Source organism: Alistipes montrealensis (assembly GCF_018362775.1).
Lineage (GTDB): Bacteria > Bacteroidota > Bacteroidia > Bacteroidales > Rikenellaceae > Alistipes > Alistipes montrealensis.
In genome coordinates this window covers 556,691-582,134 of record NZ_JAGYXY010000002.1, presented here as the reverse complement: position 1 = coordinate 582,134, position 25,444 = coordinate 556,691, and the positions used below count along the sequence as shown (strand labels likewise).

Annotated in this window: 22 protein-coding genes; 10 read left to right on the top strand and 12 right to left on the bottom strand. The window is 59.4% G+C overall.

What is annotated here, in order from left to right:
* Nucleotides 1-7 precede the first annotated feature (7 nt).
* The 6 genes from KG007_RS05530 to KG007_RS05505 all read right to left on the bottom strand — a co-directional run bounded on the left by KG007_RS05530 (nucleotide 8) and on the right by KG007_RS05505 (nucleotide 10,020).
* Nucleotides 8-2,740: a BACON domain-containing protein gene (locus KG007_RS05530; RefSeq protein ID WP_213347632.1), complete on the bottom strand. Its 2,733-nt coding sequence runs from the start codon at nucleotides 2,738-2,740 to the stop codon at nucleotides 8-10.
* Nucleotides 2,741-2,752: 12 nt separating this feature from the next.
* Nucleotides 2,753-4,420, bottom strand: coding sequence for a RagB/SusD family nutrient uptake outer membrane protein (locus KG007_RS05525; protein WP_229095377.1), 1,668 nt, complete (start codon nucleotides 4,418-4,420; stop codon nucleotides 2,753-2,755).
* Between the two features lie 24 nt (nucleotides 4,421-4,444).
* The gene (locus KG007_RS05520; protein ID WP_249413251.1) at nucleotides 4,445-7,768 is read right to left on the bottom strand and encodes a SusC/RagA family TonB-linked outer membrane protein; all 3,324 of its coding nucleotides are present in this window, start codon (nucleotides 7,766-7,768) and stop codon (nucleotides 4,445-4,447) included.
* A 46-nt stretch (nucleotides 7,769-7,814) separates the two neighbouring features.
* Nucleotides 7,815-8,816 (bottom strand): FecR domain-containing protein, encoded by a 1,002-nt coding sequence (locus KG007_RS05515; protein ID WP_195458971.1) that lies wholly within the window; start codon nucleotides 8,814-8,816, stop codon nucleotides 7,815-7,817.
* 146 nt (nucleotides 8,817-8,962) lie between these two features.
* On the bottom strand, nucleotides 8,963-9,586 hold the full coding sequence (locus tag KG007_RS05510; protein ID WP_195458972.1) for an RNA polymerase sigma-70 factor: 624 nt from the start codon (nucleotides 9,584-9,586) through the stop codon (nucleotides 8,963-8,965).
* 128 nt (nucleotides 9,587-9,714) lie between these two features.
* On the bottom strand, nucleotides 9,715-10,020 hold the full coding sequence (locus KG007_RS05505) for a DUF3467 domain-containing protein (RefSeq protein ID WP_015546810.1): 306 nt from the start codon (nucleotides 10,018-10,020) through the stop codon (nucleotides 9,715-9,717).
* A gap of 277 nt (nucleotides 10,021-10,297) precedes the next feature.
* Here KG007_RS05505 and KG007_RS05500 point away from each other — a divergent pair, with 277 nt between their 5' ends.
* From KG007_RS05500 to yidD, 10 genes are all read left to right on the top strand, one after another.
* Nucleotides 10,298-10,975 (top strand): LysE family translocator, encoded by a 678-nt coding sequence (locus KG007_RS05500; RefSeq protein ID WP_213347631.1) that lies wholly within the window; start codon nucleotides 10,298-10,300, stop codon nucleotides 10,973-10,975.
* Nucleotides 10,962-11,660: a (d)CMP kinase gene (gene cmk / locus KG007_RS05495; RefSeq protein ID WP_213347630.1), complete on the top strand. Its 699-nt coding sequence runs from the start codon at nucleotides 10,962-10,964 to the stop codon at nucleotides 11,658-11,660. The genes KG007_RS05500 and cmk overlap by 14 nt, the downstream gene beginning before the upstream one ends.
* 33 nt (nucleotides 11,661-11,693) lie before the next feature.
* On the top strand, nucleotides 11,694-12,554 hold the full coding sequence (locus tag KG007_RS05490) for a 4-hydroxy-3-methylbut-2-enyl diphosphate reductase (protein WP_213347629.1): 861 nt from the start codon (nucleotides 11,694-11,696) through the stop codon (nucleotides 12,552-12,554).
* Nucleotides 12,555-12,586: 32 nt separating this feature from the next.
* Nucleotides 12,587-13,057 carry a hypothetical protein gene (locus KG007_RS05485; RefSeq protein ID WP_213347628.1) on the top strand — a complete coding sequence of 157 codons (471 nt, stop codon included), beginning with the start codon at nucleotides 12,587-12,589 and terminating at the stop codon, nucleotides 13,055-13,057.
* On the top strand, nucleotides 13,050-14,711 hold the full coding sequence (locus KG007_RS05480) for a S41 family peptidase (protein ID WP_213347627.1): 1,662 nt from the start codon (nucleotides 13,050-13,052) through the stop codon (nucleotides 14,709-14,711). The genes KG007_RS05485 and KG007_RS05480 overlap by 8 nt, the downstream gene beginning before the upstream one ends.
* Nucleotides 14,712-14,715: 4 nt before the next feature.
* Nucleotides 14,716-15,891: a sensor histidine kinase gene (locus tag KG007_RS05475; RefSeq protein ID WP_195458980.1), complete on the top strand. Its 1,176-nt coding sequence runs from the start codon at nucleotides 14,716-14,718 to the stop codon at nucleotides 15,889-15,891.
* Entirely contained in the window at nucleotides 15,891-16,895 is a 1,005-nt protein-coding gene (locus KG007_RS05470; RefSeq protein ID WP_213347626.1) for a DUF4271 domain-containing protein, read from the top strand. Before KG007_RS05475 ends, KG007_RS05470 begins: the two co-directional genes overlap by 1 nt.
* A gap of 37 nt (nucleotides 16,896-16,932) precedes the next feature.
* Nucleotides 16,933-17,793, top strand: a complete 861-nt coding sequence (locus tag KG007_RS05465; RefSeq protein WP_195458984.1) for a uroporphyrinogen-III synthase — start codon at nucleotides 16,933-16,935, stop codon at nucleotides 17,791-17,793.
* Nucleotides 17,794-17,875: 82 nt separating this feature from the next.
* The gene (locus tag KG007_RS05460; RefSeq protein ID WP_394369659.1) at nucleotides 17,876-18,184 is read left to right on the top strand and encodes a ribonuclease P protein component; all 309 of its coding nucleotides are present in this window, start codon (nucleotides 17,876-17,878) and stop codon (nucleotides 18,182-18,184) included.
* Nucleotides 18,141-18,401 (top strand): membrane protein insertion efficiency factor YidD, encoded by a 261-nt coding sequence (yidD, locus tag KG007_RS05455; RefSeq protein ID WP_195458988.1) that lies wholly within the window; start codon nucleotides 18,141-18,143, stop codon nucleotides 18,399-18,401. Before KG007_RS05460 ends, yidD begins: the two co-directional genes overlap by 44 nt.
* Nucleotides 18,402-18,588: 187 nt before the next feature.
* Here yidD and KG007_RS05450 read toward each other — a convergent pair whose 3' ends face one another.
* From KG007_RS05450 to KG007_RS05425, 6 genes are all read right to left on the bottom strand, one after another.
* Nucleotides 18,589-19,482, bottom strand: coding sequence for a cation diffusion facilitator family transporter (locus KG007_RS05450; protein ID WP_213347625.1), 894 nt, complete (start codon nucleotides 19,480-19,482; stop codon nucleotides 18,589-18,591).
* Nucleotides 19,479-20,411, bottom strand: a complete 933-nt coding sequence (locus KG007_RS05445; RefSeq protein ID WP_213347624.1) for a helix-turn-helix transcriptional regulator — start codon at nucleotides 20,409-20,411, stop codon at nucleotides 19,479-19,481. Before KG007_RS05445 ends, KG007_RS05450 begins: the two co-directional genes overlap by 4 nt.
* A gap of 75 nt (nucleotides 20,412-20,486) precedes the next feature.
* A complete protein-coding gene (locus tag KG007_RS05440) occupies nucleotides 20,487-22,322 on the bottom strand; it encodes an LTA synthase family protein (protein ID WP_213347623.1) in 1,836 nt (611 codons plus the stop codon).
* 395 nt (nucleotides 22,323-22,717) lie between these two features.
* Entirely contained in the window at nucleotides 22,718-23,374 is a 657-nt protein-coding gene (gene upp / locus KG007_RS05435; RefSeq protein WP_195458996.1) for a uracil phosphoribosyltransferase, read from the bottom strand.
* 20 nt (nucleotides 23,375-23,394) lie between these two features.
* Nucleotides 23,395-24,615 (bottom strand): GTPase HflX, encoded by a 1,221-nt coding sequence (gene hflX / locus KG007_RS05430; RefSeq protein ID WP_195458998.1) that lies wholly within the window; start codon nucleotides 24,613-24,615, stop codon nucleotides 23,395-23,397.
* A gap of 126 nt (nucleotides 24,616-24,741) precedes the next feature.
* Nucleotides 24,742-25,419, bottom strand: a complete 678-nt coding sequence (locus KG007_RS05425) for an energy transducer TonB (protein WP_213347622.1) — start codon at nucleotides 25,417-25,419, stop codon at nucleotides 24,742-24,744.
* Between the last annotated feature and the right edge of the window lie 25 nt (nucleotides 25,420-25,444).

The window sequence follows — 25,444 nt, the reverse complement described above, 5'->3', positions numbered from 1 at the left end:
ATTCAGCTTATTTGTACTGGATCGAAAGGTCTTCCACATAGACCGCATTGGCGATAGCGAACGGATAGGTCCGCGTTACGCGTACGTTGCGGTAGGTCTGGCCCAGGCCGTAGTTGCCCAGCCCGGCGTTCCACGTCGCGATGATGTCGGACGAAGGGCTGATGCGCACCCGGACCTTCGATTTGCCGAGCACGTCGGCGGGCAGCACGAAGCGGTAGGGAACCAGGCCGAAGCCGAAGTCGGACTGGGTGTAGACACCCGACTGGTTGGCCGTGTCGAAGATCGAAGTGCGCGTCGCACTGTTGTTGATGCACCACGGCAGCGAGCGCATCTCGAAACCTCGCACGCCCGTGGCGGCATTGACAGCCTCGGTCCAGTCGCTCCACGTCGCACCGTTATCGGTCGAGGTGGCATATTCCACCTTCCAGTAGACGGGATACGAACTGGCATTGGTCCACGAGCAGGCGGCTTCGTTGGTGCTGTGCTTGCCCGCGGCGATCGAAAAGCTGACCGCAGCGGCGGAACCGCCGACGCCCGATGTCGGGAACTCCATCACGATGCCGTTGGTCTTGCCCGTCCACGTATTGCCGTTCCAGTCGTACCAGCCGGCGACATTGCCGCAGAAGGCCAGCATCGTGTATTTCGACATGCCCATCGTCGTACCGTCGCCCGCCACGTAGTTCGAGGCGCTCAGTCCGCGGTAACCATGGACAATGGCCACGGGGTACGAACGGTCTGCCGTAACGGTCTGGTTGAGCATCCGGTTCTCGCTGTAAAGCCGCGCACTGCCGTCCGTGTTGTCGGTCGTGGCGTGCATCCGGTTCTGGACGAGCTGCGCGGCCGAATTCGTGGCGTTGCCGACGGTGTAGCCGCCGCCGTCGTTCCATACATAGGCCCCGACCGAAACCACACCCTTGTCCAGCCGCCACTCGACGAGTTTCGCATAGGACGAAGCCTCGGCGCGCGCAACGTCGATGTCCGCCTCGTCGAAGGGCCGGATCGAGTAACGGCCCACATTGCCGCCCCAGCGCTCCATCGGCGTGTGAACCACGATGCCGCTGACCGATCCGACGCCCTGCGGGACGCTCTGTCCCGTGCGGCGCCATGCGCAGTTCATGTTCACGAGCATATAAATCGCGTCGTTCGATCCGTCGTAGAGCAGGTTGGCCGCACCGTCTTTGGCCCGCTGGGCCTGCGTGCCGCTGGCAAAGGTGATCCCTTCGTTATAGGGATTCAGGATCGCGTCGTACTCGCGGACATTGGCGTAAGCACCCTCTTTCACGGAGAACTCCAGCCCCGAAAGCGTACAATAGGTATAGAGATCGTCGTCGGTAAGCGTCGAGATGGTCCGCGCCTTGGGTTCCAGGGCTGCGGCCCCGGCCACCTTTTCGACGTTTTCAGCCTTCACGCCGCGCAGCGTGTAGCGCATCGGATCGCTTTCGCGCGAAAGGATCACACCGTCGAGCAGGATTTTCACCTGCTCGCCCCGCAGGCAGGCGTTGTCCGCCGCGGAGGCGAACTTCAGGCGGAAACCATACATACCGTCGAGGCTCTGCACGTAGTTCGTACGGTCGTTTTCGTCGGTCGTAATGCTGTTGGGGCCGGTATTGACATTCTGGTCCATGTTCGGGTTCCCGGCGTCGCCGATGACACGGCACAGCAGGTAGTCGATGTGGTCCTCGTCGCTGGCGTAGGGTTTGTCCTCGGCGGTGAAGAGCGCACGCAGGTCGGCGAACGGGATTTCGCGCGGCTGGGCCGTCACACGCTGGGTAATGGCCGAAGAGGCCGAAATCACGTTACCCGCAAGGTCGGTGTAGGAGACCGTGATCGTGGCGTAGCGTTTCTCCACGCCGGTATTCTCCGAAATATCGTAAGTCAGTGATTCTGCGCCGAGTTCGACGTTCGAGATAAACCCGGCCGCAGCGGGATCGGCATACGTCACCTCGGTCTTCATTTCGCCGAGCAGCGCCCCGAGGTTGGTCGAGAAGGCCACCGTACGCTTGCCGCCCTCGATGGGAACCACGTCGTCGGAGAGCGTGATGCGGCCCTCGTCGGCACTCTGCGTCACGGTGAAACTGTCGCCGAAAACATTGCCGTTGGCATCCTCGACCGAGAAATCGACCGTCGCCGTGCGGGGTTCCCCCGTGGCATTGGCGGTCGTGGAGAAGGTGATCAGTCCCCGGCGGGCCAGCGGTATCTCCGTCTCGCCCGCTTCCGTATCGTCGGCATGATATGCGATGTCCGAAATCCACGCATCGCCCTCCGATGCGTAGGTCACGGCCGGAACGACCTCGCGGAGCAGTTCGTCGGGCAGGTTGGTCTCGAAGGCCGTCGTACCTTTATAGGCGCCGTTGGCAAAGGCCAGGTCTTTCGCCAGGAAAATCAGTTCGGGAGCGGTGATTCCCGCCTTCTGAACCACGGTAATGGACTTTTCGAGCCCCGAACCGCGCAGCACTACCCCGACCGAACGGGCCAGCCCGGAGTTGTCGGCGCAGTCGAGATGAATGGTCGTAATGCCGCTGCCCGAGGTGCGGCTGAGCGTCGCCCATGCCGATTCGGCGACGAGCTGTGCGGTCCACGCACCCGAGCAGTAGACCGTGATGGGGAGCCGGGCGGCCGTGGCGTCGACCGAATATTTGTCCGTATTGATGCTCAGGTCGTAACGCTCCTCGAAAGTGTCGGCGCACGCAACCGCGAAGAGTCCCGCGAGCGCCAGTATCAGGTTGTTGATTCGTTTCATCGGTTCTGGTTTTTATAATCCGTCGGCAAGGTACTCGTCGTTGGTCAGCACATACCCCGAAAGGGCGCACTGCGCATCGGGAATGGGATAGTAACGGTGGCAGGGGCGCATCTTGCCCTTGAGCGTCGAGTTGTTGGTGTAGGCATAGGTCTGATCGTACCAGATGCCCCAGCGCACCAGGTCGAATTTGCGCTGGAACTCGCCGCCCAGTTCGCGGGCGCGCTCGCAGCGGATGGCCAGCGTAAGGTCCTCGAAGCCCGTAAAGTTGGTGACGGGATCGACGCCCGCCCGTTCGCGGACCATGTTCAGGTAGCGCATCGCTTCGTCGGCGTTCTCCAGGTTGCAGTAGCACTCGGCCATCATCAGGACAGCGTCGGCATAACGGAAAATGCGGTAGTTGTTCGAATCGTAGTTCTGCTCGATGTCCGGACACCAGAACTTCGGTCCCGGCCAGGGCACGCCGTACGTGCCGGTAATCTTGAAGGTGGCTCCCGTCTCCAGGTCGCCCAGGCCGAGGAAGTATTTCACACGGCGGTCGATCTTCTGACCGCGGATCTCCCCGGCGGCCAGCGCCGCCATGTCGATCTTCACCGTATAACGGTTCAGCGAAGCGTCGTACGTGTCGTAGGTCAGGGGCAGGGGATTGAACAACGCGTCGATATAGGTCGCATTCTCGGTCTGCGTGTTGCCCGTCGCAGGGCGGAAAATCGCATAGCGGTTGCAGGCTCTGAGCGACGACCAGCCGGGCATCGTCGTCCCGTAGCCCTTCAGAGGCACGCCGTCGAACACGCCGTCGCCGTTGTGCGTGGGCATCATGATCGCGGCGACGTTGCCGTTGTACTGCGTTCCGGTGAGCGACCATGCATGCTGGATCTCGAAGATGGTCTCCGCAGGGTTCTTGTAACGCCACTGGGTCTCGGCCAGCGGGTAGTTGCCTTCGTTGAAGTCGCCGTACAGCTCCTCGATAGCCTGCAGGGGAACCAGCGCCCCGTTCCAGTCCTCGTTCCAGAGGGCGAACTTGGCCATCAGCATCAACGCCAGCGCATAACCCGAACGGTTGTCGACAGCCTCCGAGGCGCGGCACTTGCGGCCGTTCTCGGCCGTGAACCACGGCAGGGCGTTCTGCTCCAGGTCGTCGTACAGTTCCTGACGGATTTCATGGGCCGGGGTACGGGGCAGGCGGCGGATTTCGGCCAGCCGCTGGTCGGTGTCGACCATCGAGGTATAGAACGGCACGTCGCCGAACATGCAGGTCAGGATGTAGTAGTAGAGCGCGCGCATCACGCGGGCTTCGGCCGCAAGGGGCATCTTCACCCCGTCGGGCAGGTCGGCCGTCGAGATACACTCGACGCACTCGTTGCAGTACATCACGCCCTTATAGCCCTGCGTCCAGACGGTCTTGCCGTACTGCGGTTTGGCCGGGGTCACGTCGAGGCAGGCGTCGACGGTCGTCGAGGACGAATACCAGATGTCGGTACAGGCTTCGGTAACGAGCATGAAGTTGGCCGTATAGATCGAATTGACGGGCATGTAGCACGAATTGAGCGCCGCAATGCACTGCGACTCGTTCTGATAGAACGATTTGCGGTTGACGAACGAGGTCGGCTCCTCCGCCAGGGAACAGGACGCGAGCAGTCCCGCCGCGAAAAGGGCCAATATGGAATGGTTGAAGTTTTTCATCTGCTTCGGTAATTGTCAGGTGGATTAATAACGCAGCTGGATGCTGAACACGAACATCCGCGAACGGGGATAGGCGCCCATGTCGACGCGGCGCAGGGTCGAGCTGGTTCCCTCGCTCGAAACGTCGGGGTCGAAACCGTTGTAGTTGGTCCAGAGCCAGAGGTTCTCGCCCGTGACGGCCAGCGTGATGTCGCGCAGCAGGCGGGTTTTCTTCCTCAGGTCGAACGTATAGGAAACAGTGGCGTTCTTCAGGCGCAGGTACGATGCGTCGTGTACCTGCAGCGAACTGGGAACCAGCCGGTCGTCGGTTCCCGCACGGGGCAGGTCGGAATCCGGGTTGCGCACGGGATGCCACGCGTCGAGCATGTAGCGGTACTGGTTGGTGGCATAACCGCCGGCCATCGCCAGTTCGGAGTAGTTGTAAATCTTGCCGCCCAGCGAATAGGAGAAGTAGAATCCGATGTTCAGGCCCCCGATCGTAAAGGTGTTCTGCAAACCGCCGTAAAGCACGGGGTCGGAGTTGCCCAGGTAGATCAGGTCCTCTTCCGAAAGAATGCCGTCGCGGTTCTGGTCGACGTATTTGGGATAACCCAGCATCAACTGGGCGTCGCTGCCCGTCGAAGACGATATATAGCTCTTGGTAAATCGGTTGCGCTCGAACTCGCCGGTCGTCTTCCAGACTCCGCCATACTGGAATCCCCAGAGCGAATTGAGCGGATAACCCGTCTTGTAACCGTACATCATATAGTTGGTGTTGCCGCCGCTTTCGAGGCACGACACATACTCTTCGTGGCCGATGTCGTCGACCATCTGCTTGTTGTGCGAAAGGGTGAAACTCGTCGTCCAGCCGAATTTCGGCTTCACGATGTTGCGGCTCTCGATCGAAACTTCGACGCCGCGGTTCGACGTTTTGCCCAGGTTCGTAAAGCGGCTCGTATAGCCCGTGGTGTGGATCGTCTGCAACGAGAGCAGCAGGTCGCGGGTGGTCGAATAGTAGCCGTCGACAGTCAGGGTCAGGCGGCCATCGAAGGCCGAAAAGTCGAGTCCGGCGTTGTAGAGCGTGGTTTTCTCCCACGTCAGGTCGGGGTTCGCCACGCGCGTCGGGAAGAACGACGCCGACTGCTTGCCGCCGAACAGGTAACCGTTCGTGGAGGTCCCGTAGGCTTCGAGCGAACGGTAGGTCGCGATGGCGTCGTTACCCGTGCGCCCGGCGCTCAGACGCAGCGACAGTTCGTCGAGCCAGCGCACCTGTTTGAGGAAATTCTCGTTCTTGGCGTTCCATTTGACGGCCGCCGAGGGGAAGAAGCCCCATTTGTTGTTCTCGGCGAAGTTCGACGATCCGTCGTAACGGCCCGTGAAGGTGAAATAATAGCGGCTCTTGTAGTTGTAGTTCAGGCGCATGAGCACCGATTCGCGCACGACTTTGTTCGAACTGGTCGAAGCGCTGTAATTCTCCTTGCTGCCGATGCCGTTCATGTTGTTCCATTTCAGGTCGTCGGTCAGAAGACCTTCGGCCTTCAGCGAGAAGAAGTTGGCCGTTTCGTGCGTGGCCGAGAAACCCGCCATCGCATCGAAATAGTGCCCCGAGGCGAATTTTTTCGAATAGGAGATCGTATTTTCCGAGGTCAGGCGGCGTGCGTCGCCTTCGTAGCGGTAGGCGTCGGCGCCTTCGCCCTCGGTGTTCTTCGGAAGGTAGCTGGGCCAGAACTGGTAGTCGTGACGCTGATAGACCATGTAGGAGTTCTGACTCTTGATAATCAGCCCGCGCGCGGGTTTGATCGTGAATTCCAGCACGTCGGTGTTGGTCATGCGCTCGCTCTCGTTCTCGTTGCAGTCGATCTTGGCGCGCGGCGTGTTGATGCGCACACCGTTCTCGTAAAGGGGGTTGATGTAGTCGTTGGGACCCATCGTCGGGGCCAGGTAGACGGCGCCGTCCCAGATGTTCGCACCGCCGATGGTCGCCCGGTTGGGACTCTCGTCGCGGAAGGTGTAGCTGCCCTTGAACCCGACGGTCAGCCACTTGGCGAAATCGTACGAGAGATTCAGGCGGGCCGTAATGCGGCGGAATCCGCTGCCGTCGACGATACCCTGGGTGTCATTGCCGCCCAAGGCCGCGAAGTAGCTCGACTTCTGGCCCCGGCCGCTGACCGAAAGGTTGTAGTTCTGATAGATGGCCGTGCGGGTGATTTCGTCGATCCAGTCGGTTCCGCGTCCGTACTCCGAGGGGTCGAAACGCGGCGGGCGCTGCGGATCGCGCGAAGTGAAATAATAGCGGTCGTTCTGGTAACGAATGAACTCCTGCGCATTCATCAGGTCGAGGTCGCGGGCGAGTTTCGAGACGCCGAATTCGGCTTTGGCCGTAATCGACGGCTTCGACGTGACGCCCTGCCGCGTGGTGACGATGATCACACCGTTGGCGCCGCGCGAACCGTAGATGGCCGTCGACGAGGCATCCTTGAGTACCGAAATCTGCTCGATGTCGGCCGAGTTGATGTCGTTCAGGTCGCTCACGGCGTCGATCACGCCGTCGACGACGATCAGCGGTTCGTTCGAGGCCGAAATCGAACGCGTACCGCGCACGCGGATCGAGGTCGTGGCCCCGGGCGCACCCGAGGTCGACATGATGTCAACGCCGGCGATACGGCCTTGCAGGGCCTGGTCGACCGAGGTGTTGGGCACGTCGCGGATGTCGGACATCTTCACGTTGGAGACCGAACCCGTCAGGTCGGATTTTTTCACCGAGCCGTAGCCGATGACCACCACCTCGTTGATGGTGTTTTTGGCGTCGGGAACCAGGTTGACATCGACCTGCGTGCGGTCGCCTACGACGATCTGCTGGGTGACGTAACCCAGGTAGGAGACCGAAATCAGGGCGTCCGATGCGCCGAGCGTCAGCGAGTAGCGGCCGTTGCTGTCGGTGACCGTTCCGCGGCGCCCGTCGGGCGTGGTGACGGCGGCGCCGATCATCGGGGCGCCCGTCTCGTCCAGAACCGTACCGGTCAGGACCCTGCCTTTCTCCGTCGCGGAAGAGGGAGTCGCCGAGGCCTTGTAAATCACGATCATCTTGTCCTTGATCGAGTACTGGACGCTGCGGTCGAGCACTTCGCGCAACACCTGCGACACAGGCGTACGGTCGAACGAGGCCGTGACCGGACGTTCGAGGTTCAGTTCCCGGGTGTCGTACATGATCGACAACCCGGTCTGCGCCTCCACCTCCTTGAGGACGTTCTTGAGGGGTGTTTTCCGGAAATTCTTCGTGACGGGCTGCATCTGCCCCCACGCCGGGAGCGTCAGCAGCACGAACAGACACGGCAGAAGCACCCGTTTCAGATTGGAAAATTGATTCATTTGCTTAAGGTATTGGTTGTTTTAAAGTAGTTTCGGAATTCGGGCGTCACTTGGCCGAGAGGCGGACCGAAGGGCCTTGGCGGTGGACCGAGACCGGAACGATCAGGTCGAGGGCCTTCAGCACGCTGTCGAGCGATTCCTGGTTGCTCAGGCGGATGGTGATGAAGGTTCCGTCGGCGCGCAGGCGGTCGTCGAGCACGATCTCGACGCCGTAAAGGCTGCTCAGGCTCTCGCAAAGCTGCACGATCGTCACGTCGATGAACTCGATACGGCCCTCGATCCAGGCCAGGTACTGCGCCGTGTTGACGTGCGTGATCGTCGTGGTCTCGGCGAAACGATCGTAGGTGAGCGATTCGCCCGGACGAAGCACGGTCTCGCCGCGCGGGGCGGCGAAATCCACGGCGCCTTCGAGCAGCGTGGTCGTGATCAGCGAGTCGTCGGGATAGGCCGCCACGTCGAATTTCGTACCCTTGACCACCACCGAGCAATTTCCGACCTTCACCTCGAAGCGGTGCTTGTCGTCGGGCGAAACGTCGAAAAAGGCAGCGCCCGAAAGCTCTACGGAGCGGTTCGTGGCGTTAAAATTGGCCGGGTAGGTCAGCGTCGACGACCCGTTGAGCCGTACCTGCGTCCCGTCGGGCAGGCAGACCGTACTGCGGTCGCCGCATTTCGTAGTCACGGTGTAACACTCCGTGGCATGTGCCAGCAGCAGGCGGTCGTAGAGCCGCGCCCCGAAGAAAGTCGCGCACACGACCGCCGCGGCCGCCGCTACACGCCACCAAGCAGCGACCCGCCCGAGACGGGGATTCCGCCCGGGGCCCTGCAAACGGATACGCGACCGCAGGCGACGCCAGTCGCTGTCGGTGAAGGCGTCCGACACCGGGGCCGACTCCCATTCGAGCCGCCACGCGGCGAACTGCCGGCGACACCCGGCATCGGAGGTGACGAAGCGGAACAGTTCGCGCTCCTCCTCGGCGGTGATCTCTCCCGCAAAATAACGTCCGGCCAAATGCCGCATCTCTTCCTGATCGAATTTCATCTCTTCCATTTCCGTTACATATTTTAAAACAACCTAATTTGCTTTTCCCCAACCTTCGCAACCATAAAAAATTCAAAAAAGTCACAAAAAGAAAGAAAACGGCAACAGCGGAGAGGAAAATCTCCGCCGTCGTACAGTTAATATCGTCTATCGGATTACAGGTAATTGGCCAGCAGGCAGGAGAGCACCGCCACGGAGAGTTCGAACGAGCAGCTCCGCCGCAGGTGTTCGCCCAGCCGACCGACGGCGCGGGAGAGGTGTTTCTCGACGGCCGTCTCGGAGATACCCAGCCGGGCGGCTATTTCCCGGTTTTTCAGCCCTTCGAAGCGGCTCATGCGGAAAACCTCGCGGCAGCGGTCGGGCAGTGCGTCGACCGCCTTCTGCACCTCGCGCTGCAACTCCTCGTAGAGACACGGCTGCTCGGCGTCGCTCAGGAAATCGTAGCTGTAAATACGCTCTTCGCCCCGCATACGGGCCGTATACTCCAGTTCGTGGCGCGCTACGACGCCGTTGTGTTTCAGATAATTGAGACAGCGGTTGCGCACCATCGTGAACAACAGCGACGCCAGGTCCAGTTCGCGCAGTTCACGCCGCCGCTCCCACAGGCCCGCAAAACTGTCCTGCACCAGGTCGCGCGCAGTCTCGCGTCCGGCGACAAACCGGGCGGCATAGTTCACCAATCGGGGATAATAACGCCGGAAAAAGCACTCGAAGTCGGCTTCGTTGCCGAATTTGATGCCTTCGAATAACCGTTGGTCGGACGGCGAGGGTGTGGACATAGCAGATTTTGGGCTTTTGCCACAAAAATAGCATTTTTTTCCATGCCACAAAACTTTTCAGCCGTGACAAAAACGTGACACGGCACACCCGACACAAAAAAGGCGCTGCATAGCAGCGCCTTGAAATTTTAGGCCTGTCCCATCTTGGGACCCGCGTCGGGCGTAGGCTGGGGCGACGGAATTTCAATCTTGCCCACGTTGCTCTCGTAACGCACGATATTCTCCTGCAACGAGCGCAGCAGCCGTTTGGCATGCTCGGGAGTGAGGATGATGCGGCTTTTGACCCGCGCCTTCTGCACACCGGGCAGCACCGTCGCAAAGTCGATGATGAACTCCGAAGTGGAGTGCGATATGATCGCCAGGTTCGAATAGTGGCCCTGGGCCACGGCGTCGTCCAGTTCGAGGTCGATGCCGAATTGTTTCATCTCTGCCATTGTGGAGTGCTATTTCTTGCAAATTTATTCATTTTCAATTAATATTATACAAGCATGGGGCCAAAGTTTTCGATATTTTATCAACATATCCGCCTCAAAGGACAACCGTCCGCGCCCTTTTTTTGCCTTTTCATAGGCGGATGTCCGGGCTTTTTCGTATCTTTGCCGAAGTTAAACCGCGGCTTGGACCGGCGGCGCCTCGGCAAATCCGGAAAAACCCGGTTATGGCCCGGCATGGACCGTCTCAGCCGTCAGAAAAACTCCGCAAACCGAGAAAATGGCATTTGAAATCGTCGAAACCCTGTTCCGCGGCATCTGCGTCGGCATAGCCGCTTCGATCACGGTGGGCCCCGTGGCGGTGCTTTGTATTCAGCGTACGCTGTCGAAAAGCCGCCGTTCGGGCATCGTCTCAGGCATCGGCGTCGCCTGCGCCGACACGTTCATGGCCATGGCCGCGCTGTTCTTCTACTCGATGCTCCAGACCCAGATCGAGCAGTACAACACCCTGCTGCGGGTGATCGGCGGAATCTTCGTCGTGATCGTCGGGGTTTTCATCTTCGCCCAGAACCCCGTGCCGCAGATTCGCCGCAACCGCGCGGGCAAAACCTCGCTGTGGCAGGACTTCGCTTCGATTTTCGGGCTTACGATCGCCAACTTCATCATGGTTATCCCCTACATCCTGGCCTTCTTCGCGGTATTCAAGATTTCGGGCGGCGACGTGGCCGACCACACCTTCGGGGGTTTCATGCGTTCGCTGTTCGTCATCGCCGGGTTCTTCGGCGGTTCGGTGGCCTGGTGGACCCTGCTGGCTTTCATCATCAACCTCTTCCGCCGCCGTTTCCGACCGCGGCACATGCTCACGATCAACCATGTCGCGGGCTTTATCATCGGAATATTAGGAATTTATACCATATTATCGACCTTCTTTGATATATTCCCCAATGTCGGACACTAAACATAAGATCATAATCGCCGTCGACGGATTTTCGTCGTGCGGAAAGAGCACCTTCGCCAAAGCCATCGCGGCCCGCCTGGGCTATATTTTCATCGACACGGGCGCCATGTACCGCGCCGTGACGCTCTACGCCCTCGAACACGGAGCCATCCACTCGGGCATCGTCGACGAAGAAGCCGTCGTGAAACTGCTCGACCGCATTTCGATCACCTTCCGCTTCAACCCCGAACGCGGGGCGAGCGACATCTACGTCAACGGAGACCTGGTCGAAGGTAAAATCCGCACCATCGAGGTCTCGAACTGCGTGAGCCGCGTGAGCGCCATCCCCGAGGTGCGCAGCAAACTGGTCGCCATGCAGCAGGAGATGGGCAAACGCCGGGGCGTGGTGATGGACGGCCGCGACATCGGCACGGTAGTATTCCCCGACGCCGAGCTGAAACTGTTCATGACGGCCGACACCGCCGTTCGCGCATGCCGCCGCTACAAGGAGCTGACGGGCAAGGGCATGTCGGTGACGATGGAGGAGGTCGAACGCAACATTCGCGAGCGCGACAAGGCCGACATGAGCCGCGCCATATCGCCGCTCCGCCAGGCCGAAGACGCCATCGTACTCGACAACAGCCACATGACCGTCGACGAACAGATGGCGTGGTTTATGGAGCAATTCGCAAAAATCAACGAATAAGATAAAGCGCCGCCGGGCGCACCGCAAACGGCTATGGTAGTCGAGATCGACGATAAATCGGGCTTCTGCTTCGGCGTAGTCCGCGCAATCACGGAGGCCGAACGGGCCCTCGCGGAGGGCTCCACGGTCTACTCGCTCGGCGACATCGTCCACAACCGCATCGAGGTCCAGCGCCTCGAACAACTGGGCCTGCGGACCGTGACCCATGCCGACATGCCGCACCTGGCAGGCTGCCGGCTCTTCATCCGCGCCCACGGGGAACCCCCTACCACCTACGCCGCCGCCCGGGAAATGAACATCGGGATTATCGACGCCACCTGCCCGGTGGTCGCACGGCTCCAACGCCGGGTGAAGGAGGCCCACGAACGGATGCGTCCGCTCGGCGGACAGGTCGTGATCCTCGGCAAGAGGGGCCATGCCGAAGTGGTGGGCCTCACGGGGCAGGTTCCCGACCCGACGATCGTCATCGAAGGATCGGAAGACCTGACGCTGATCGACTTCTCACGCCCGGTTTACTTCCTTTCGCAGACCACGCAGAGCATCGGGCTATTCGAAACGCTCGGCGCCGAAATGCGCCGCCGGGCCGCCGATGCGGAACAGGTGCACATCGACGACACGATCTGCCGGCAGGTCTCCAACCGGGAACAACACCTCACCGAGTTCTCGGGGCGGTTCGATGTCGTGGTATTCGTTTGCGGGCGGAAATCGTCGAACGGCAAAGTACTTTCGGAGGTGTGCCGCCGGGCCAATCCGCGCACGCATATCGTCGAAGAAGCCTCGGAGATCGATCCCGCCTGGTTCGACGGGGCCGCGACAGTCGGCATCTGCGGGGCTACCTCGACACCCAAATGGCTGATGCAGGAGGTGGCCGATGCAATCGGCCTCCTCAATTAAAAATTAAAAATGAAGAATTAAAAAATTTCGCTATGAAATACTTCGTCCGTTCGTTAAAATATTTCTTCGCCCTGTGCGTTCTGTGTATAGTCCTGATGGGGCTGATGCTGATGACCGGGACCTCGGCGCTGTCGCTCGACGACACGCTCTACGCCATGTTCCACACCGACCGCTACCTGATGCTGTTTTCGGCGATCATGGTATTGGCGATCGCCTATCCCAAATTCGGGTTCGTGGAACGCAAAGTGGAGGGTGACATCGAAGAAAACCGGGAACAGATCATCAACGCATTCCGCTCGGCAGGCTTTTCGCTGCGCAGCGACAAGGACGGGGTGATGACCTTCCGCGCCGACAGTTTCGGCCAAAAGCTGCTGCTGCTGGGCGAAGACGAGATAAAAGTTTCACAATACGGACAATGGATCGTGCTCGACGGCATCCGCCGGGGCGTAGCCCGGGTGCAGTACCGGCTCGATTCATATATACACATGACACGCAATGATTAGAAAATACCGCTACCTGCTCTCCGCCGCGGCGGCAATCGCCGCCGCAGGCCTGCTGACCTTCGCCGCCCGTAACGATTTCGGGCTGGGCCGCAACATGGAGATCACCGTCAACATGATGCGCGAGCTCTCGCTGGGCTACGTCGACCCCGTGGACCCCGATAAACTGATGCTGGGGGCCGCCGCAGGCATGGTCAGCGACCTCGACCCCTACACGGAGTACATTCCGGAGGAGGGAATGCAGGATTTCGAACTGCTCACCACGGGCAAATACGGCGGCATCGGATCGCTCATCCGCCAGAAAGACGACTACGTCCGCATCGCCCAGCCCTACCAGGGTTCGCCCGCCGACAAAGCCGGACTGAAGATCGGCGACAAGATCCTTTCGATCGACGGCAAGGACGCCAAAGGCTTCACCACCGAGCAGGTCTCTTCGCGCCTCAAGGGCGAGCCGGGCAGCAAGGTCAGGGTGACCGTCGAACACCTCGACGGCACGCAGCAGACTGCCGTGATCCGCCGCGAACGGATCGCCATTCCGGGCGTTCCCTACGTCGGATGGGTTGCCGACGGCATCGGCTACATCCGCCACGGCGACTTCACCGAAGGATGCTACGAAGAGATGCGCCGCGCCATCGAACAACTGCGCGCCGAGGATGAACTCAAAGGCCTCGTGCTCGACTACCGCTCCAACGGCGGCGGCATCATGCAGGAGGCGATCAAAATCCTGGGGATGTTCGTCCCCAAGGGGACCGAAGTAGTCAGCACCAAGGGCCGTTCGGAAGATTCGAAGCAGGTTTTCCGCACCGACTCGGAGCCGATACTTCCCGACCTGCCGCTGGCCGTGCTGGTCAACGGCAATTCGGCGTCGGCGGCCGAAATCGTCGCCGGAGCTTTGCAGGACCTCGACCGCGCGGTACTGATCGGCCAGCGCAGTTTCGGCAAGGGGCTCGTGCAGTCGACCCGTCCGCTGGGTTACAACGCCATGCTGAAACTTACCACGGCCAAATACTACATCCCCTCGGGCCGCTGCATCCAGGCCATCGACTACTCCCATTCGCAGGAGGGTTCGGTGCGGACCGTGCCCGACTCGCTGATCTCGGAGTTCACGACCCGCGCAGGCCGCAAGGTCTACGACGGCGGCGGCGTGATGCCCGACATCACAACCTCCCCCGAGTATATTTCGCGCTTCGCCATGACGCTCTACGCGCTGGGATTCATCGAAGATTTCGGCGACGAATACACGCGCCGCAACCCCGGCCGGCAAATCGACATCCGCACCTTCTCGATCACGGACAAGGATTACGCCGACTTTGCGGAGTTTATGCGCGACAAGAAGGTTCCCTACGAATCCGACACCCGGCGGGCGCTCAAGGCGCTGAAAAAAGCCGCTGACGACGACCGTTTCGCCGAACTCAAGGACAAATTCGAACAGGTGGAGGCCGAGCTCAAGGACGATACGCAAACCAACCTCGAAACCTACCGCACGCAGGTCGTCGAGGCGATCAACAACGACATCGTCATGCGCCACGGCTACCAGGCCGGCGTCATCGAGCACTCGCTGCCGGGCGACAAGGAGGTGAAAAAGGCCGTCGAGGTGCTCGGCAATCCCGCAGAGTACGTCCGTATCACCCGCGAACAGGACACCAAGCGCAAATAAGGCCATGAAACTCCGTACCGAATTCTTCTCGTTCCGCAACCGGGTGGTGGTGATCGTCGTCGGAGTGACGCTCGGCGCCGTATCGCTGCTCTATACCAACAACATGGCCCAGCGGCTAAGGGAGAAGGAGCAGCACGACGTGGCCCTGTGGGCCCACGCCATGGAGCGCGTGACGCGCGACGTGCTGGGCGGTACGATCCAGGACCCGTTCGTGGCCGACATCATGTCCAACGGCAACAACATCCCGTTCATCATCACCAACGAGAATCTGGAGGTCATCAATTCGCACCTCATTCCCGAGAAGATCATCAACCATCCCGGGCGGCTGCGCAAGCAGATCGACAAATTCTCGGTAGAGAATCCGCCGATTCCCGTGAAATTCTTCTGGTCGTCGCAGCACTACCACATCATCTTCTACGGCAAGTCGGCGCTGCTCAAGTCGCTCTATTACTTCCCCTACGTGCAAATCCTCGTCATCACAGCCTTCATTGCCCTGGGCTTCATCGCTTTCCGCTCGTCGAAACACGACGAACAGAACCGCGTCTGGATCGGACTGGCCAAGGAGACCGCACACCAGTTGGGAACCCCGACCTCGTCGCTGCTGGGCTGGATCGAATACCTGCGGACGCAGAACGTGGACCAAACCGCCGTCGAAGAGATGAACAAGGACCTCACCCACCTGATGAAAATCGTCGACCGCTTTTCGAAAATCGGCTCCGAAACGCCCCTCACCCCGGCGAACATCAACGAGGTGGTGGGCGAATCGGTCATGTATTTCCGCAAACGCATCCCTCGCAATGTAACGCTCGATTACAACGGACTGGCTATCGCTCCGGTGCAGGCCAACATCAACATCGCGCTGTTCGAATGGGTCGTGGAGAACCTGATGAAGAACTCGCTCGACGCCCTTCAGGGCCACGGAGCGCTCGACGTGCGGATTTCGTCGGACGACAAGGATGTCATGATCGACGTGAAGGATACCGGCAAGGGTATCCCCAAGAGCAACTGGAAGCGTATCTTCGAACCCGGATTCACGACCAAAACCCGTGGCTGGGGCCTCGGACTGTCGCTCTCGCGGCGCATCGTCGAAGAGTACCACCAGGGTAAAATCGCCGTCATCGACTCCGAAATCGGCAAGGGAACCACCATCCGCATCACACTCAAACGCCATTTCGCCTGATGACCGACTCGCTGGCACATATGCAAATCGCAGTGCCTGCGGCGGATTCGGCAGCCGCAAGGCCGGGAACAACCGTCCGCGCGGGTTACGGCCTCGGACTGGAGACCATCCGGACCGGGACCGAAACGGCGCCGGCAGAGGCTGCGGATTCGGCCCGATTCACACCGGCAGATTCGGCCCTCGCGGCCGCCACTCCCGCTGACAGCGCTGCCGCGCTGTTTCCCTTTGCCGCCGGCACGACAGGTCCTTCCGTATGGCGCGACACCACCTCCACAGCGGTTTTCGGCACACAGGCCGTCACCGTCGAGACTCCCCGGATTCCGCTCACACCGCCGCCGTCGCTCACCGACAACGCCGTTTTCCAGGGTTTCGTGCTGCTGCTCGCCGCAACCTATGCCATGCTGCTCTACCGCAACCTGGGCGACATACGCACGCTGCTGGGCCGTATTTCGCGCGACACGGCTACGGGAGAACGCCTCTCGGAAGATCCGGGCGGCAGCGGCTATTCGCGGTTCCTGCACATCGCGACAACGATCGGCATGCTCTTCATGGGGATCGCCGCCGTCAAGTGCGGCGACATGCTGATCCCCGGACAGTCGATGAACGCCATTCCGCACGGCGCGGTATTGTTGCTGAGCCTGCTGGCGACGCTGGCCTGGATGGGGGTGGCGGTCTATCAGGCAGCCATCGTGCGCCTGGCCGGAGCCATAACCCTCACGCAGCCCTTCATATCGCAGCTCGTACTGCTCAAGCGCACCTACTTCTCCCTCTCGGTCATCGTCACCTCACCCGCGCTGCTGCTCTTCGCCCTCTGCCCGCGCGGCACGGGCGGCGTCTGGTTCTGCGTCGTGGCGATCGAATTGATTGCCGTGGCCGCACTCTACCTCAGGGAGACATTAAACCTGTTTCTTTCCAAAAAAGTTTCGATTTTGCATTGGATTTTGTACCTTTGCACGGTGGAAGTCTTTCCAATCAGCCTATTATGGCTGCTTGTGACAAGATGATACCGCAAAGACAAACCTAATTAATCAATCCGCAACATTGAAAATTAAGAGTGTATTAGTTTCGCAACCGAGGCCTGCAGTTATCGAGAAGTCCCCGTTCTACGAATTATCCCAAAAATACAACGTGGAGATCGCCTACAAGCCCTTTATCCGCGTAGAGGGCGTATCCCTCAAGGAGTTCCGCGCCCAACGGGTCGAAATACTCACGCACACGGCCGTCATCTTCACATCCCGCACGACAGTCGACAGCTTCTTCCACATCTGCGAAGAGGCGCGCATCACCGTGCCCGAAACCATGAAATACATCTGCCAGACGGAGGCCGTAGCCCTCTACCTGCAGAAATACATCGTCTACCGCAAACGCAAGATTTCGTTTGCCGACGGATCGTTCACATCGCTCGTCGAGTTGATCATCAAACACAAGGAGGAGAAATTCCTGCTCTCGCTGAGCGAGCCCCACAAACCCGAGCTGCCGGAAACGCTTTCCAAGCTCAAACTTTCGTTCGATCCCGTCATCCTGGCCCGTACGGTCGCCGGGGAGTTGGACGACGTTAAACTGACCGATTACGACCTGCTGGCGCTCTATTCGCCTTCGGATGTCAAGGCCCTGATCGAGAAATTCGGAACCGACAACCTGCCTGCCGTGGCAGTATTCGGCGAAGGCACGCTGCGCGCCGCCCTCGAAGGCGGAATAACTGTGCTGGCCAACGCCCCGAGGCCCGAAGCCCCCTCGATGGTCAAGGCCATCGACCTCTACCTGCAAAAGGTGCAGAAAGGCGAGCCGATCGAACCCGTGGAACTGATCGCCGACGCCCGCAAGGAGGAGTTCATCCGCAGTCAGCAGCACAAGCTGACCAAGAAGGGCCGCCGCCGTCCGGCTTCCGAATCCCGCAAATAAGGGCCCGAAGCCCTCTGCCGCCATGTCCGCAAACTCGCTCTCCCGCACCGAAAGGCTCCGCTCGCTCGGGGCCGTGCGCCGTATGTTCGAGAGCGGCGAAAGCGGCTTTATCTTCCCGTTCCGCTACGTGTGGTTCGCGGAACCCGACACCGAACAATCGGTCGAGGTGATGTTCTCCGTCCCCAAGAAGTTCCACAAACGGGCTAACAAACGCAACCTCGTGCGCCGCCGCACGAAAGAGGCCTACCGCCTGCAAAAGCAGATTCTGCACGACGGCAAGCCGGTCAACCTCGACCTGGCGCTGATTTACTCGTCGAAGGAGGTGCTGTCCTATAAAACCGTCGCAAATGCAGTCCGCAGGATTCTGGAGTCGGTCGTGGAGCATCTTTAAACGGATATGCGCCCTGCCGCTGATCGGGTTGGTGCGGTTCTATCAACTCTGCATCTCGCCCTTCACGCCCCCGTCGTGCCGGTTTACTCCCACCTGCTCGCAGTATGCCCTCGAAGCGCTGCGCAAATACGGTCCCGTCAAGGGACTGTGGCTGGCGGTGCGGCGCCTTTCGAAATGCCATCCCTGGGGCGGCAGCGGCTACGACCCCGTACCGTAAACAAAAAGACGGCCGGCTGTCAGCCGACCGTCCTCCTCCCAAAAAAAGTTGCGTCACTTCTTTTTTGAATCTATTCTCATTACCGAGAACAAAGATTACAACCTTTTTTGAAAAAACCAATCCCGACCCTAAAGTTTACGGTCGGGATTTCGCCTTTAAACAGAACTATTCCGTCCAAGTATACTAATCAGTCGTGCAAATCGCAACATCGCTCGCCGGCGGATTCAAATTCGAGCGTCACATGGGATATTCCGGAATGGGCCAGCAAGGCCTTCAGGTCACACTTCACACCCTCCATCCGGGAAAGGCTGTCGAGCACGACATGGGCCGTCAGAGCGTTTTCGGTTGTGCTGATGGCCCAAACGTGGATGTGGTGCACCTCCTTCACCCCCGAAACGGCACTCATTTGCCGTTCGATCTCGATAATGTCAATACCCCCGGGAACCCCGTCGAGCGAAAGACGCAGGCTGTCGCGCGTGAGCGACCAGACCGACGCCACGATCACCGCAGCGACGACCAGTCCCACGACGGGATCGACGATCGTCCAGCCCGTCCACGAAATCACCAGCCCCGAGACCAGCACCCCGACCGACACCAGCGCATCGGCGGCCATGTGCAGGTAGGCTCCCTTGACATTCAGGTCGCGGTCCTTGTCCTTCATGAACAGCCAGGCCGTAAACCCGTTGATCACCACGCCGATGCCCGCCGTCCAGGCAATAGCGCCGCCCTCGACAGGCGCGGGGTGGAGCATACGACCGATACTCTCGGCGACGATGACCCCGACGGCAATCAGCAGGATCACCGAATTGAGCAGCGAAATCAGCACCGTGCTCTTCTTATACCCGTAGGTATACCTGGGGGTCGCATGAGCCTGCGCCAGCCGGAAAGCCAGCATGGCCAACAACAAACCGGCGACATCGGAAAGGTTGTGTCCGGCATCGGACAACAGCCCCATCGAGCCGTAATAAAGCCCTACGGCAAACTCGACGACGACGAAGGCCACATTGAGCGAAATGCCCAGGATAAAGGCCTTGTTGAGCGACGAAACCGCATGGTCGTGGTGGTGATGTTCGTGCGTCATGACTGCGAATCGGTTATGGTATCCTTGATTTCGGAGAGTTCCACCAGCTTGTTGACGATGGCGTAAATCGTAAGGCCCGCTGCGGAGTGAATCTGGAGTTTTGCGGCGATGTTGCGGCGGTGGGTGATCACGGTATGGGCCGAGATGCAGAGCGCGTCGGCGATCTGCTTGTTGGTCATCCCCTTCACCACGCAGACGATAATCTCCTTTTCGCGGCCGCTCAGCGGCTCGGATTTCATCGTGCGGGTTCCCGTCGCCGCCAGCCGTTCGACGGCCGGAACGAAGAGTTCGTCCTCCACGGCGTTGTGCGACGCGAGTTCGTGCTCGCAGTTGAAGATATCGAACAGCACGCCGTTCAGCTCGTTCGTGCTGCCCGAAGGGTAGTATTTGATGATGATATTCTTCAGTTCGCGCAGTTTGATTTCGACCTGGTCGTGCTGGCGGCGGAAAATGTCGATCGAATAAGCAGTGTTCTTCTCGCCCGCAAGCAGCGACTCGACATAGGGAAAAACCGTCTGCTCCTCGTAGGACATGTGGCGCTGGACCTCGGCGGCATATTCGTCGAAAAAGCGCATGATGGCGAACGAAACGTCGCTCAGGGCGCAGTCGACCGCTTCGATCAGTTTGCGGCGGATGGCCGGAAGCCTGAAATCCAGGAAATAATGGTGGGAATTGTGCAGGTAGTCGGTCAGCGAACGCACCGAGACCTCCCCGGCCAGTTCGGCGCCGTTGCCGAAGTTCATCAGCATGTTTACCACGGCCAGAAACGTCTCGGCGTCGACTTTATTCTCTTCGCACACTTCGGCAATGGTTTTGTCGCCGAATCCCAGCGCAATGCCGAATCGGCTCATCACCTGCAACACGGCATAGCGGTCGCACACCAAATCGCACATTCGGTCCTCGCCTGTATATCCACCATTCTTATACATAAACATAGGTATTATTTTCCGAGCACAAAGATATCCGGACAAGCACAATGCCACAATACCTACAATCCGGTATTTTCAGCGGCGTCCGATATCGGTATAGGTCGTTTGCAGCATCGTGCGGCCCACATCGAGCAGTTCGGGACCGGTCGCCGTCACAGCCTGCCCGCTCGTTGCGTCCCACACTGCTTCACCCGAAGCGTCGACCACGCCGAAACCGTCGTTGAACGTATAATAGGCAAACTTGCGCGGAGGCTCGGGAACAAAAATATCCTTGCTGTAATCGAAATCATCGTGCGCGACACCCATCTGGGCGAGCAGCGTCGCGGCGATGTCGATCTGCGAAGCGTATTCCTCCACGACGCGCGGCCCCGCAACGGCTCCGCCCGTCCAGATCATCGGAATCCGGTGGCGCAGCGGTTCGTTATAAGCCAAGGTCTTCGGGTAGGGATAGCCGTGGTCGGCGACCAGCACGACGAGGAGGTTCTCCCACGCGGGCGAAGCCTTCAGGCGGTCGATCATCTTCCCGACACAGTCGTCCGAAAAAGCCATCGCATTGAGCACCTTGTCGCTGAACTTCGCATAGGGAACGTCGAACGGCGTGTGACTGCTCAGCGTCAGCAAACCCGCCAGGAACGGCTCCCCGGCATCGCTCAGCGCGATCACCCGGTCGGCGAACCAGTCGCACATCAGCGCATCGTCGTAACCCCAGTCCGAAGCCGGAGCATCGAAACGCAGGTCCTTCTGCCAAATCAACTCCTGCCATCCGGTGGCATACATGTACGAAGCCTGATTCGTGAAATTGAGGTCGCCGCCATAGGCGAAACTCGTCTTGTAACCCTCGCCCGCAAGCGAACGCGCCACCGAAGGCAGGTTGCGGCTCTTGGCCGGAAGTTTCATGATCGACATGCGCGTCTGGGCCGGAAATCCACTCAGGATCGCCACCTCGCCGCGGTCCGTACGGAACGAATTGGCGAAGAAGTTCTCAAACCAGATCCCTTCGCGTTTCAGCCGCTGCATGTTGGGCATGACAGGCTCTCCGTCGACCTCTTCGTCCATGACCGTACGGGCAAAACTCTCCAGAATCACGATCACCACATTGGGCCGCCGTGTGTCGAGCACCGGCTCGGCAGGTCCCGCAGACGGACCGTTACCCCGCAGGGCGTCGAAATTGGCAGCGCGCACCGATTCGTCGAAAAAGGGGTATTCGTCGGCATAGTCGGCGCGGTCGCCGAGGCTCGCCAGGAATGAGAAAACAGGATTCGTGGCGGCATGGTTCAGGAACAGCGTCGGGCTGAAATAGACCTTCGAAACGTTGGCCACCGAAGCCCCCAGACCGCCGCGGATCGCCAGGAAATCGAATCCGGCAAGCAACAGCACCACCAGGCTCCCGGGCAGGGCCATCCGCCAGCCGGCAGGACTACTATCGAAAATACGCACGACGCGGCGGTAAACCCAGATCATCAGCGCGGCATACACCGCAGCCAGCAGCGTCTGCCGCACGCCGAGCCAGAAATCGACGCTCGCCATCGCCTCCTCCGGATCGGTAAGGTAGATCAGTACGGTCGCATCGAGGCGAAATCCCCAATGCTCGTACAGCGCGACATCGACGGCAAAGATCACGGCCGTCACCACGGCGATCAGCACGAAATAGCCCGTCAGCACGCCCCTCCACACCTTTTCCGGAATCCGCACCCACAGCGAGAGCAACACGGCCAGGACGGGCAGCGCCGTAACGTAACCCGCAACGGTCATGTCGAGCGTCAGTCCGTGCCACAACACGTCCAGCCAGCCCCCGAACCCCGCTCCGGCCGCCTCCTCGGCATACCAGGCCATGAAGACGGGTTTCTGCACGGCCATCACGAGGACGGTCGCACAAAACACGGCAACGAGGAATGTGAGTTTTCTTTTCATGTTTTCTTTTTACCGCTTTTTGATCGACAAAAGATGCTGCGGTTAAAACCACCGGTCCATGTACTTTTTTCCGCAAAAAGTACCAAAAACTCTCCGACAGATGCCTACGTCTACGACGCGCCATCTAACGCTGGCTCCGGGCGACTATTCGCGGGGGCGCACGCGCCCCGTCCCCTCCGCTCGCGCTTTTAGCCGGCACGTCGTTTCACAACTCCGGCATCAAGTCGGACCTTATACAGTCATCATCGCCAATTGGCCCAATACTACTTAATTTTTGATTTTAGAGGTGCTGTTTTCGTGCTTCGTGAAGTGGGGCGAAGCAGGATCATCCAAAAGTATGTGCCCCATTTCGCCCCGCAAAGAAAATGCGGAAAATACCCTATAAAATCGAAAAATCAGATCTTTTCGCCGTATGCAAGATCCCCGGCATCCCCGATGCCCGGAACGATGTAAGAACGCGAAGTCAGCTCCTCGTCGACAACGGCGGTCCAGATCGTGGTGGTCAGCCGCGGCATGTTCTTCATCGCATAGTCGAGCCCCTGTTCGCTGGCGACGACCGCCGCGACATGGGTCCGGGCAGGCGTGCCGCCCTTCTCACACAATGCGTTGTAAGTCAGCACGAGCGACGACCCGGTGGCCAGCATCGGATCGACCAGCAGCAGCGTCTTGCCTTCGAGGCTTCCGCACGAGATATACTCGACCTTTACGGTAAACTTCCCGTCCTTGGTGCTCTTGCGATAGGCCGAAACGAAAGCGTTCTGGGCATCGTCGAAGTAATTGAGGAATCCCTGGTGATACGGGAGCCCCGCCCGAAGGATCGTCGCCACGACGATCTGTTCGTCGATCATCTCGACGGTGGCTTCACCCAGCGGTGTCTCGACGACACACGGTTTGTAGCTGAACGATTTCGAAATCTCGTAGGCCGTGATCTCGCCGATACGCTCCATGTTGCGGCGGAAACGCATCGAATCCTTCTGAATCTGCTTGTCGCGGATTTCAGCGATGAATTTGTTGAGAACGGTGTTCTGCTGGGAGAGAATATGCAACGTCATGTTTGAGAAGGGTTTGGTTGTCAATAGAGGAAATTATTGAACGGATAACGCCCGGCATGGATTTCACGCACCATGCCGTACAGATCCGAGCGGAATTTTTCCAGGTTGGTCTTCGCCAGCGCCGAGAGAAAGATGCAGGGCGTATTGGCCTTTGCGATCCAACTCTGTTTGAGTTCCTCCAACGAGAGGTTCTCACGCGTCGCGGGCGTCAGGTCGTCCTCCTCTTTCTTAACATAGGTATAAGCATCGACCTTGTTGAAAACCAGGTAGACGGGTTTGTCCCCCGCGCCGATCTCCTGCAAAGTCTGCTTTACGACGGCGATCTGTTCCTCGAACTGCGGGTGCGAAATGTCTACCACGTGGATCAGCAGGTCGGCCTCGCGCACCTCGTCGAGCGTCGATTTGAACGACTCGATCAACTCCGTAGGCAGCTTGCGGATAAAACCCACGGTATCGGACAGCAGGAACGGCAGGTTGTCGAAAACCACCTTCCTGACCGTAGTGTCGAGCGTTGCGAAGAGTTTATTTTCGGCGAATACTTCGCTCTTGGAGATCAGGTTCATCAGCGTCGATTTGCCCACGTTGGTATACCCTACCAAGGCGACGCGGACCATCGCACCGCGGTTCGAACGCTGCACGGCCATCTGGCGGTCGATCTTCCTGAGGTCTTCCTTCAGTTTCGAAATGCGGTTGCGAATGATACGGCGGTCGGTCTCGATCTCGCGCTCACCCGCGCCGCCGCGGGTTCCCGTACCGCCCCGCTGGCGTTCGAGGTGGGTCCACATGCCCGACAGGCGGGGCAGCATGTATTCATAGTTGGCCAGTTGCACCTGCGTCTTGGCATAGGCCGTCTGGGCCCGCGACATGAAGATGTCGAGAATCAGGCGCGTGCGGTCCAGCAGCCGGCAGGGCATCTCCTTCTCGATATTGCGCGTCTGCGACGGAGTCAGTTCGTCGTCGAAGATCACCACGTCGATCTCATGCTCCTTGCAGTACGCGGCGATCTCTTCCAGCTTGCCGGGGCCGACATAGATGCGCGACGAAGGCTGCGGCAGGCGCTGCGTAAAACGTTTCACCGAACAGATATCGGCCGTCTCGGCCAGAAATTCCAGTTCGTCGAAAAACTCCTCGGCCTGACGCGGATCCTGGTTGTCGCGGATCACGGCGACCAGCACGGCACGTTCGCGGCAATCGGCCGCGGCCGGGGAGGCAGGCTGGGGATTCAGTTTATTTTCTTCCAAAATAAGTTCTTTTTACAAATTTCAATTCCGGCTCCTGCCGGACAGGCAACGTGCTGCAAACACGATGCTACAAATAAGGGTATCCGCCCAAAAGCAGGATACCCTCAAAAAGTTCAGTTGAACACCTTAGTTTTGCATACGGAACTCGACCGGCAGGGTGTATTTCACACGCACCGTCTGATTCCGTTGTTTACCGGGGCTCCATTTCGGCGATTTGCTCAGTACGCGGATGGCCTCCTCCGAAAGCGAACGGTCGGGCGACTGCAACACCTCGATATCGGTGAGGCGTCCGTCTTTGTCGATCACGAACGAAAGGACCACACGGCCCTGAATGTTGTTGTCAGCGGCGATCTGCGGGAACTTTACGTTCTGCATCACCCATGCCCGGAAGGTCTCGATCGTTCCGTCCATAAACGAGGGCATCGTTTCGGCGATCAGGAAAATCTCGTCCTCAACAGCGGGTTCCGGAGCAGGCACGACAAACTCGATAGGCTCGTCGTTATTGAAAATCGACATGTCGATATCCGTCTCCATCTTCGTATTGTTATCCACAACCTGAATAACCTGGCTCGGAATGCGAACCTCGATTTTCCGGGGCTGCGTCTCCCTGGGACGGTCGCGGGTCACGTCGATCATTTCGACATCATCGGGGACATACGACAGTTCGACCTGTTCAATCCGGTACTCTTTCGGAGCGTAGGTAAACGCCGAGATGACGAGCACAAGCGCCAAGACTACACCGATTTCCAGCAAAAGGCCTCTCTTATTCCTAAGGTCCGCCTTGAATGATTTTTTAATTTCCATATCAGTCAGCATTAGGGGGTTGTCG

Bases quoted from the DNA above. Each gene is read 5' to 3' on its own strand.
- KG007_RS05530 (WP_213347632.1), bottom strand. From the start codon at position 2,740: ATGAAACGAATCAACAACCTGATACTGGCGCTCGCGGGACTCTTCGCG.
- KG007_RS05525 (WP_229095377.1), bottom strand. From the start codon at position 4,420: ATGAAAAACTTCAACCATTCCATATTGGCCCTTTTCGCGGCGGGACTG.
- KG007_RS05520 (WP_249413251.1), bottom strand. From the start codon at position 7,768: ATGAATCAATTTTCCAATCTGAAACGGGTGCTTCTGCCGTGTCTGTTC.
- KG007_RS05515 (WP_195458971.1), bottom strand. From the start codon at position 8,816: ATGGAAGAGATGAAATTCGATCAGGAAGAGATGCGGCATTTGGCCGGA.
- KG007_RS05510 (WP_195458972.1), bottom strand. From the start codon at position 9,586: ATGTCCACACCCTCGCCGTCCGACCAACGGTTATTCGAAGGCATCAAA.
- KG007_RS05505 (WP_015546810.1), bottom strand. From the start codon at position 10,020: ATGGCAGAGATGAAACAATTCGGCATCGACCTCGAACTGGACGACGCC.
- KG007_RS05500 (WP_213347631.1), top strand. From the start codon at position 10,298: ATGGCATTTGAAATCGTCGAAACCCTGTTCCGCGGCATCTGCGTCGGC.
- cmk (WP_213347630.1), top strand. From the start codon at position 10,962: ATGTCGGACACTAAACATAAGATCATAATCGCCGTCGACGGATTTTCG.
- KG007_RS05490 (WP_213347629.1), top strand. From the start codon at position 11,694: ATGGTAGTCGAGATCGACGATAAATCGGGCTTCTGCTTCGGCGTAGTC.
- KG007_RS05485 (WP_213347628.1), top strand. From the start codon at position 12,587: ATGAAATACTTCGTCCGTTCGTTAAAATATTTCTTCGCCCTGTGCGTT.
- KG007_RS05480 (WP_213347627.1), top strand. From the start codon at position 13,050: ATGATTAGAAAATACCGCTACCTGCTCTCCGCCGCGGCGGCAATCGCC.
- KG007_RS05475 (WP_195458980.1), top strand. From the start codon at position 14,716: ATGAAACTCCGTACCGAATTCTTCTCGTTCCGCAACCGGGTGGTGGTG.
- KG007_RS05470 (WP_213347626.1), top strand. From the start codon at position 15,891: ATGACCGACTCGCTGGCACATATGCAAATCGCAGTGCCTGCGGCGGAT.
- KG007_RS05460 (WP_394369659.1), top strand. From the start codon at position 17,876: ATGTTCGAGAGCGGCGAAAGCGGCTTTATCTTCCCGTTCCGCTACGTG.
- yidD (WP_195458988.1), top strand. From the start codon at position 18,141: ATGCAGTCCGCAGGATTCTGGAGTCGGTCGTGGAGCATCTTTAAACGG.
- KG007_RS05450 (WP_213347625.1), bottom strand. From the start codon at position 19,482: ATGACGCACGAACATCACCACCACGACCATGCGGTTTCGTCGCTCAAC.
- KG007_RS05445 (WP_213347624.1), bottom strand. From the start codon at position 20,411: ATGTATAAGAATGGTGGATATACAGGCGAGGACCGAATGTGCGATTTG.
- KG007_RS05440 (WP_213347623.1), bottom strand. From the start codon at position 22,322: ATGAAAAGAAAACTCACATTCCTCGTTGCCGTGTTTTGTGCGACCGTC.
- upp (WP_195458996.1), bottom strand. From the start codon at position 23,374: ATGACGTTGCATATTCTCTCCCAGCAGAACACCGTTCTCAACAAATTC.
- KG007_RS05425 (WP_213347622.1), bottom strand. From the start codon at position 25,419: ATGGAAATTAAAAAATCATTCAAGGCGGACCTTAGGAATAAGAGAGGC.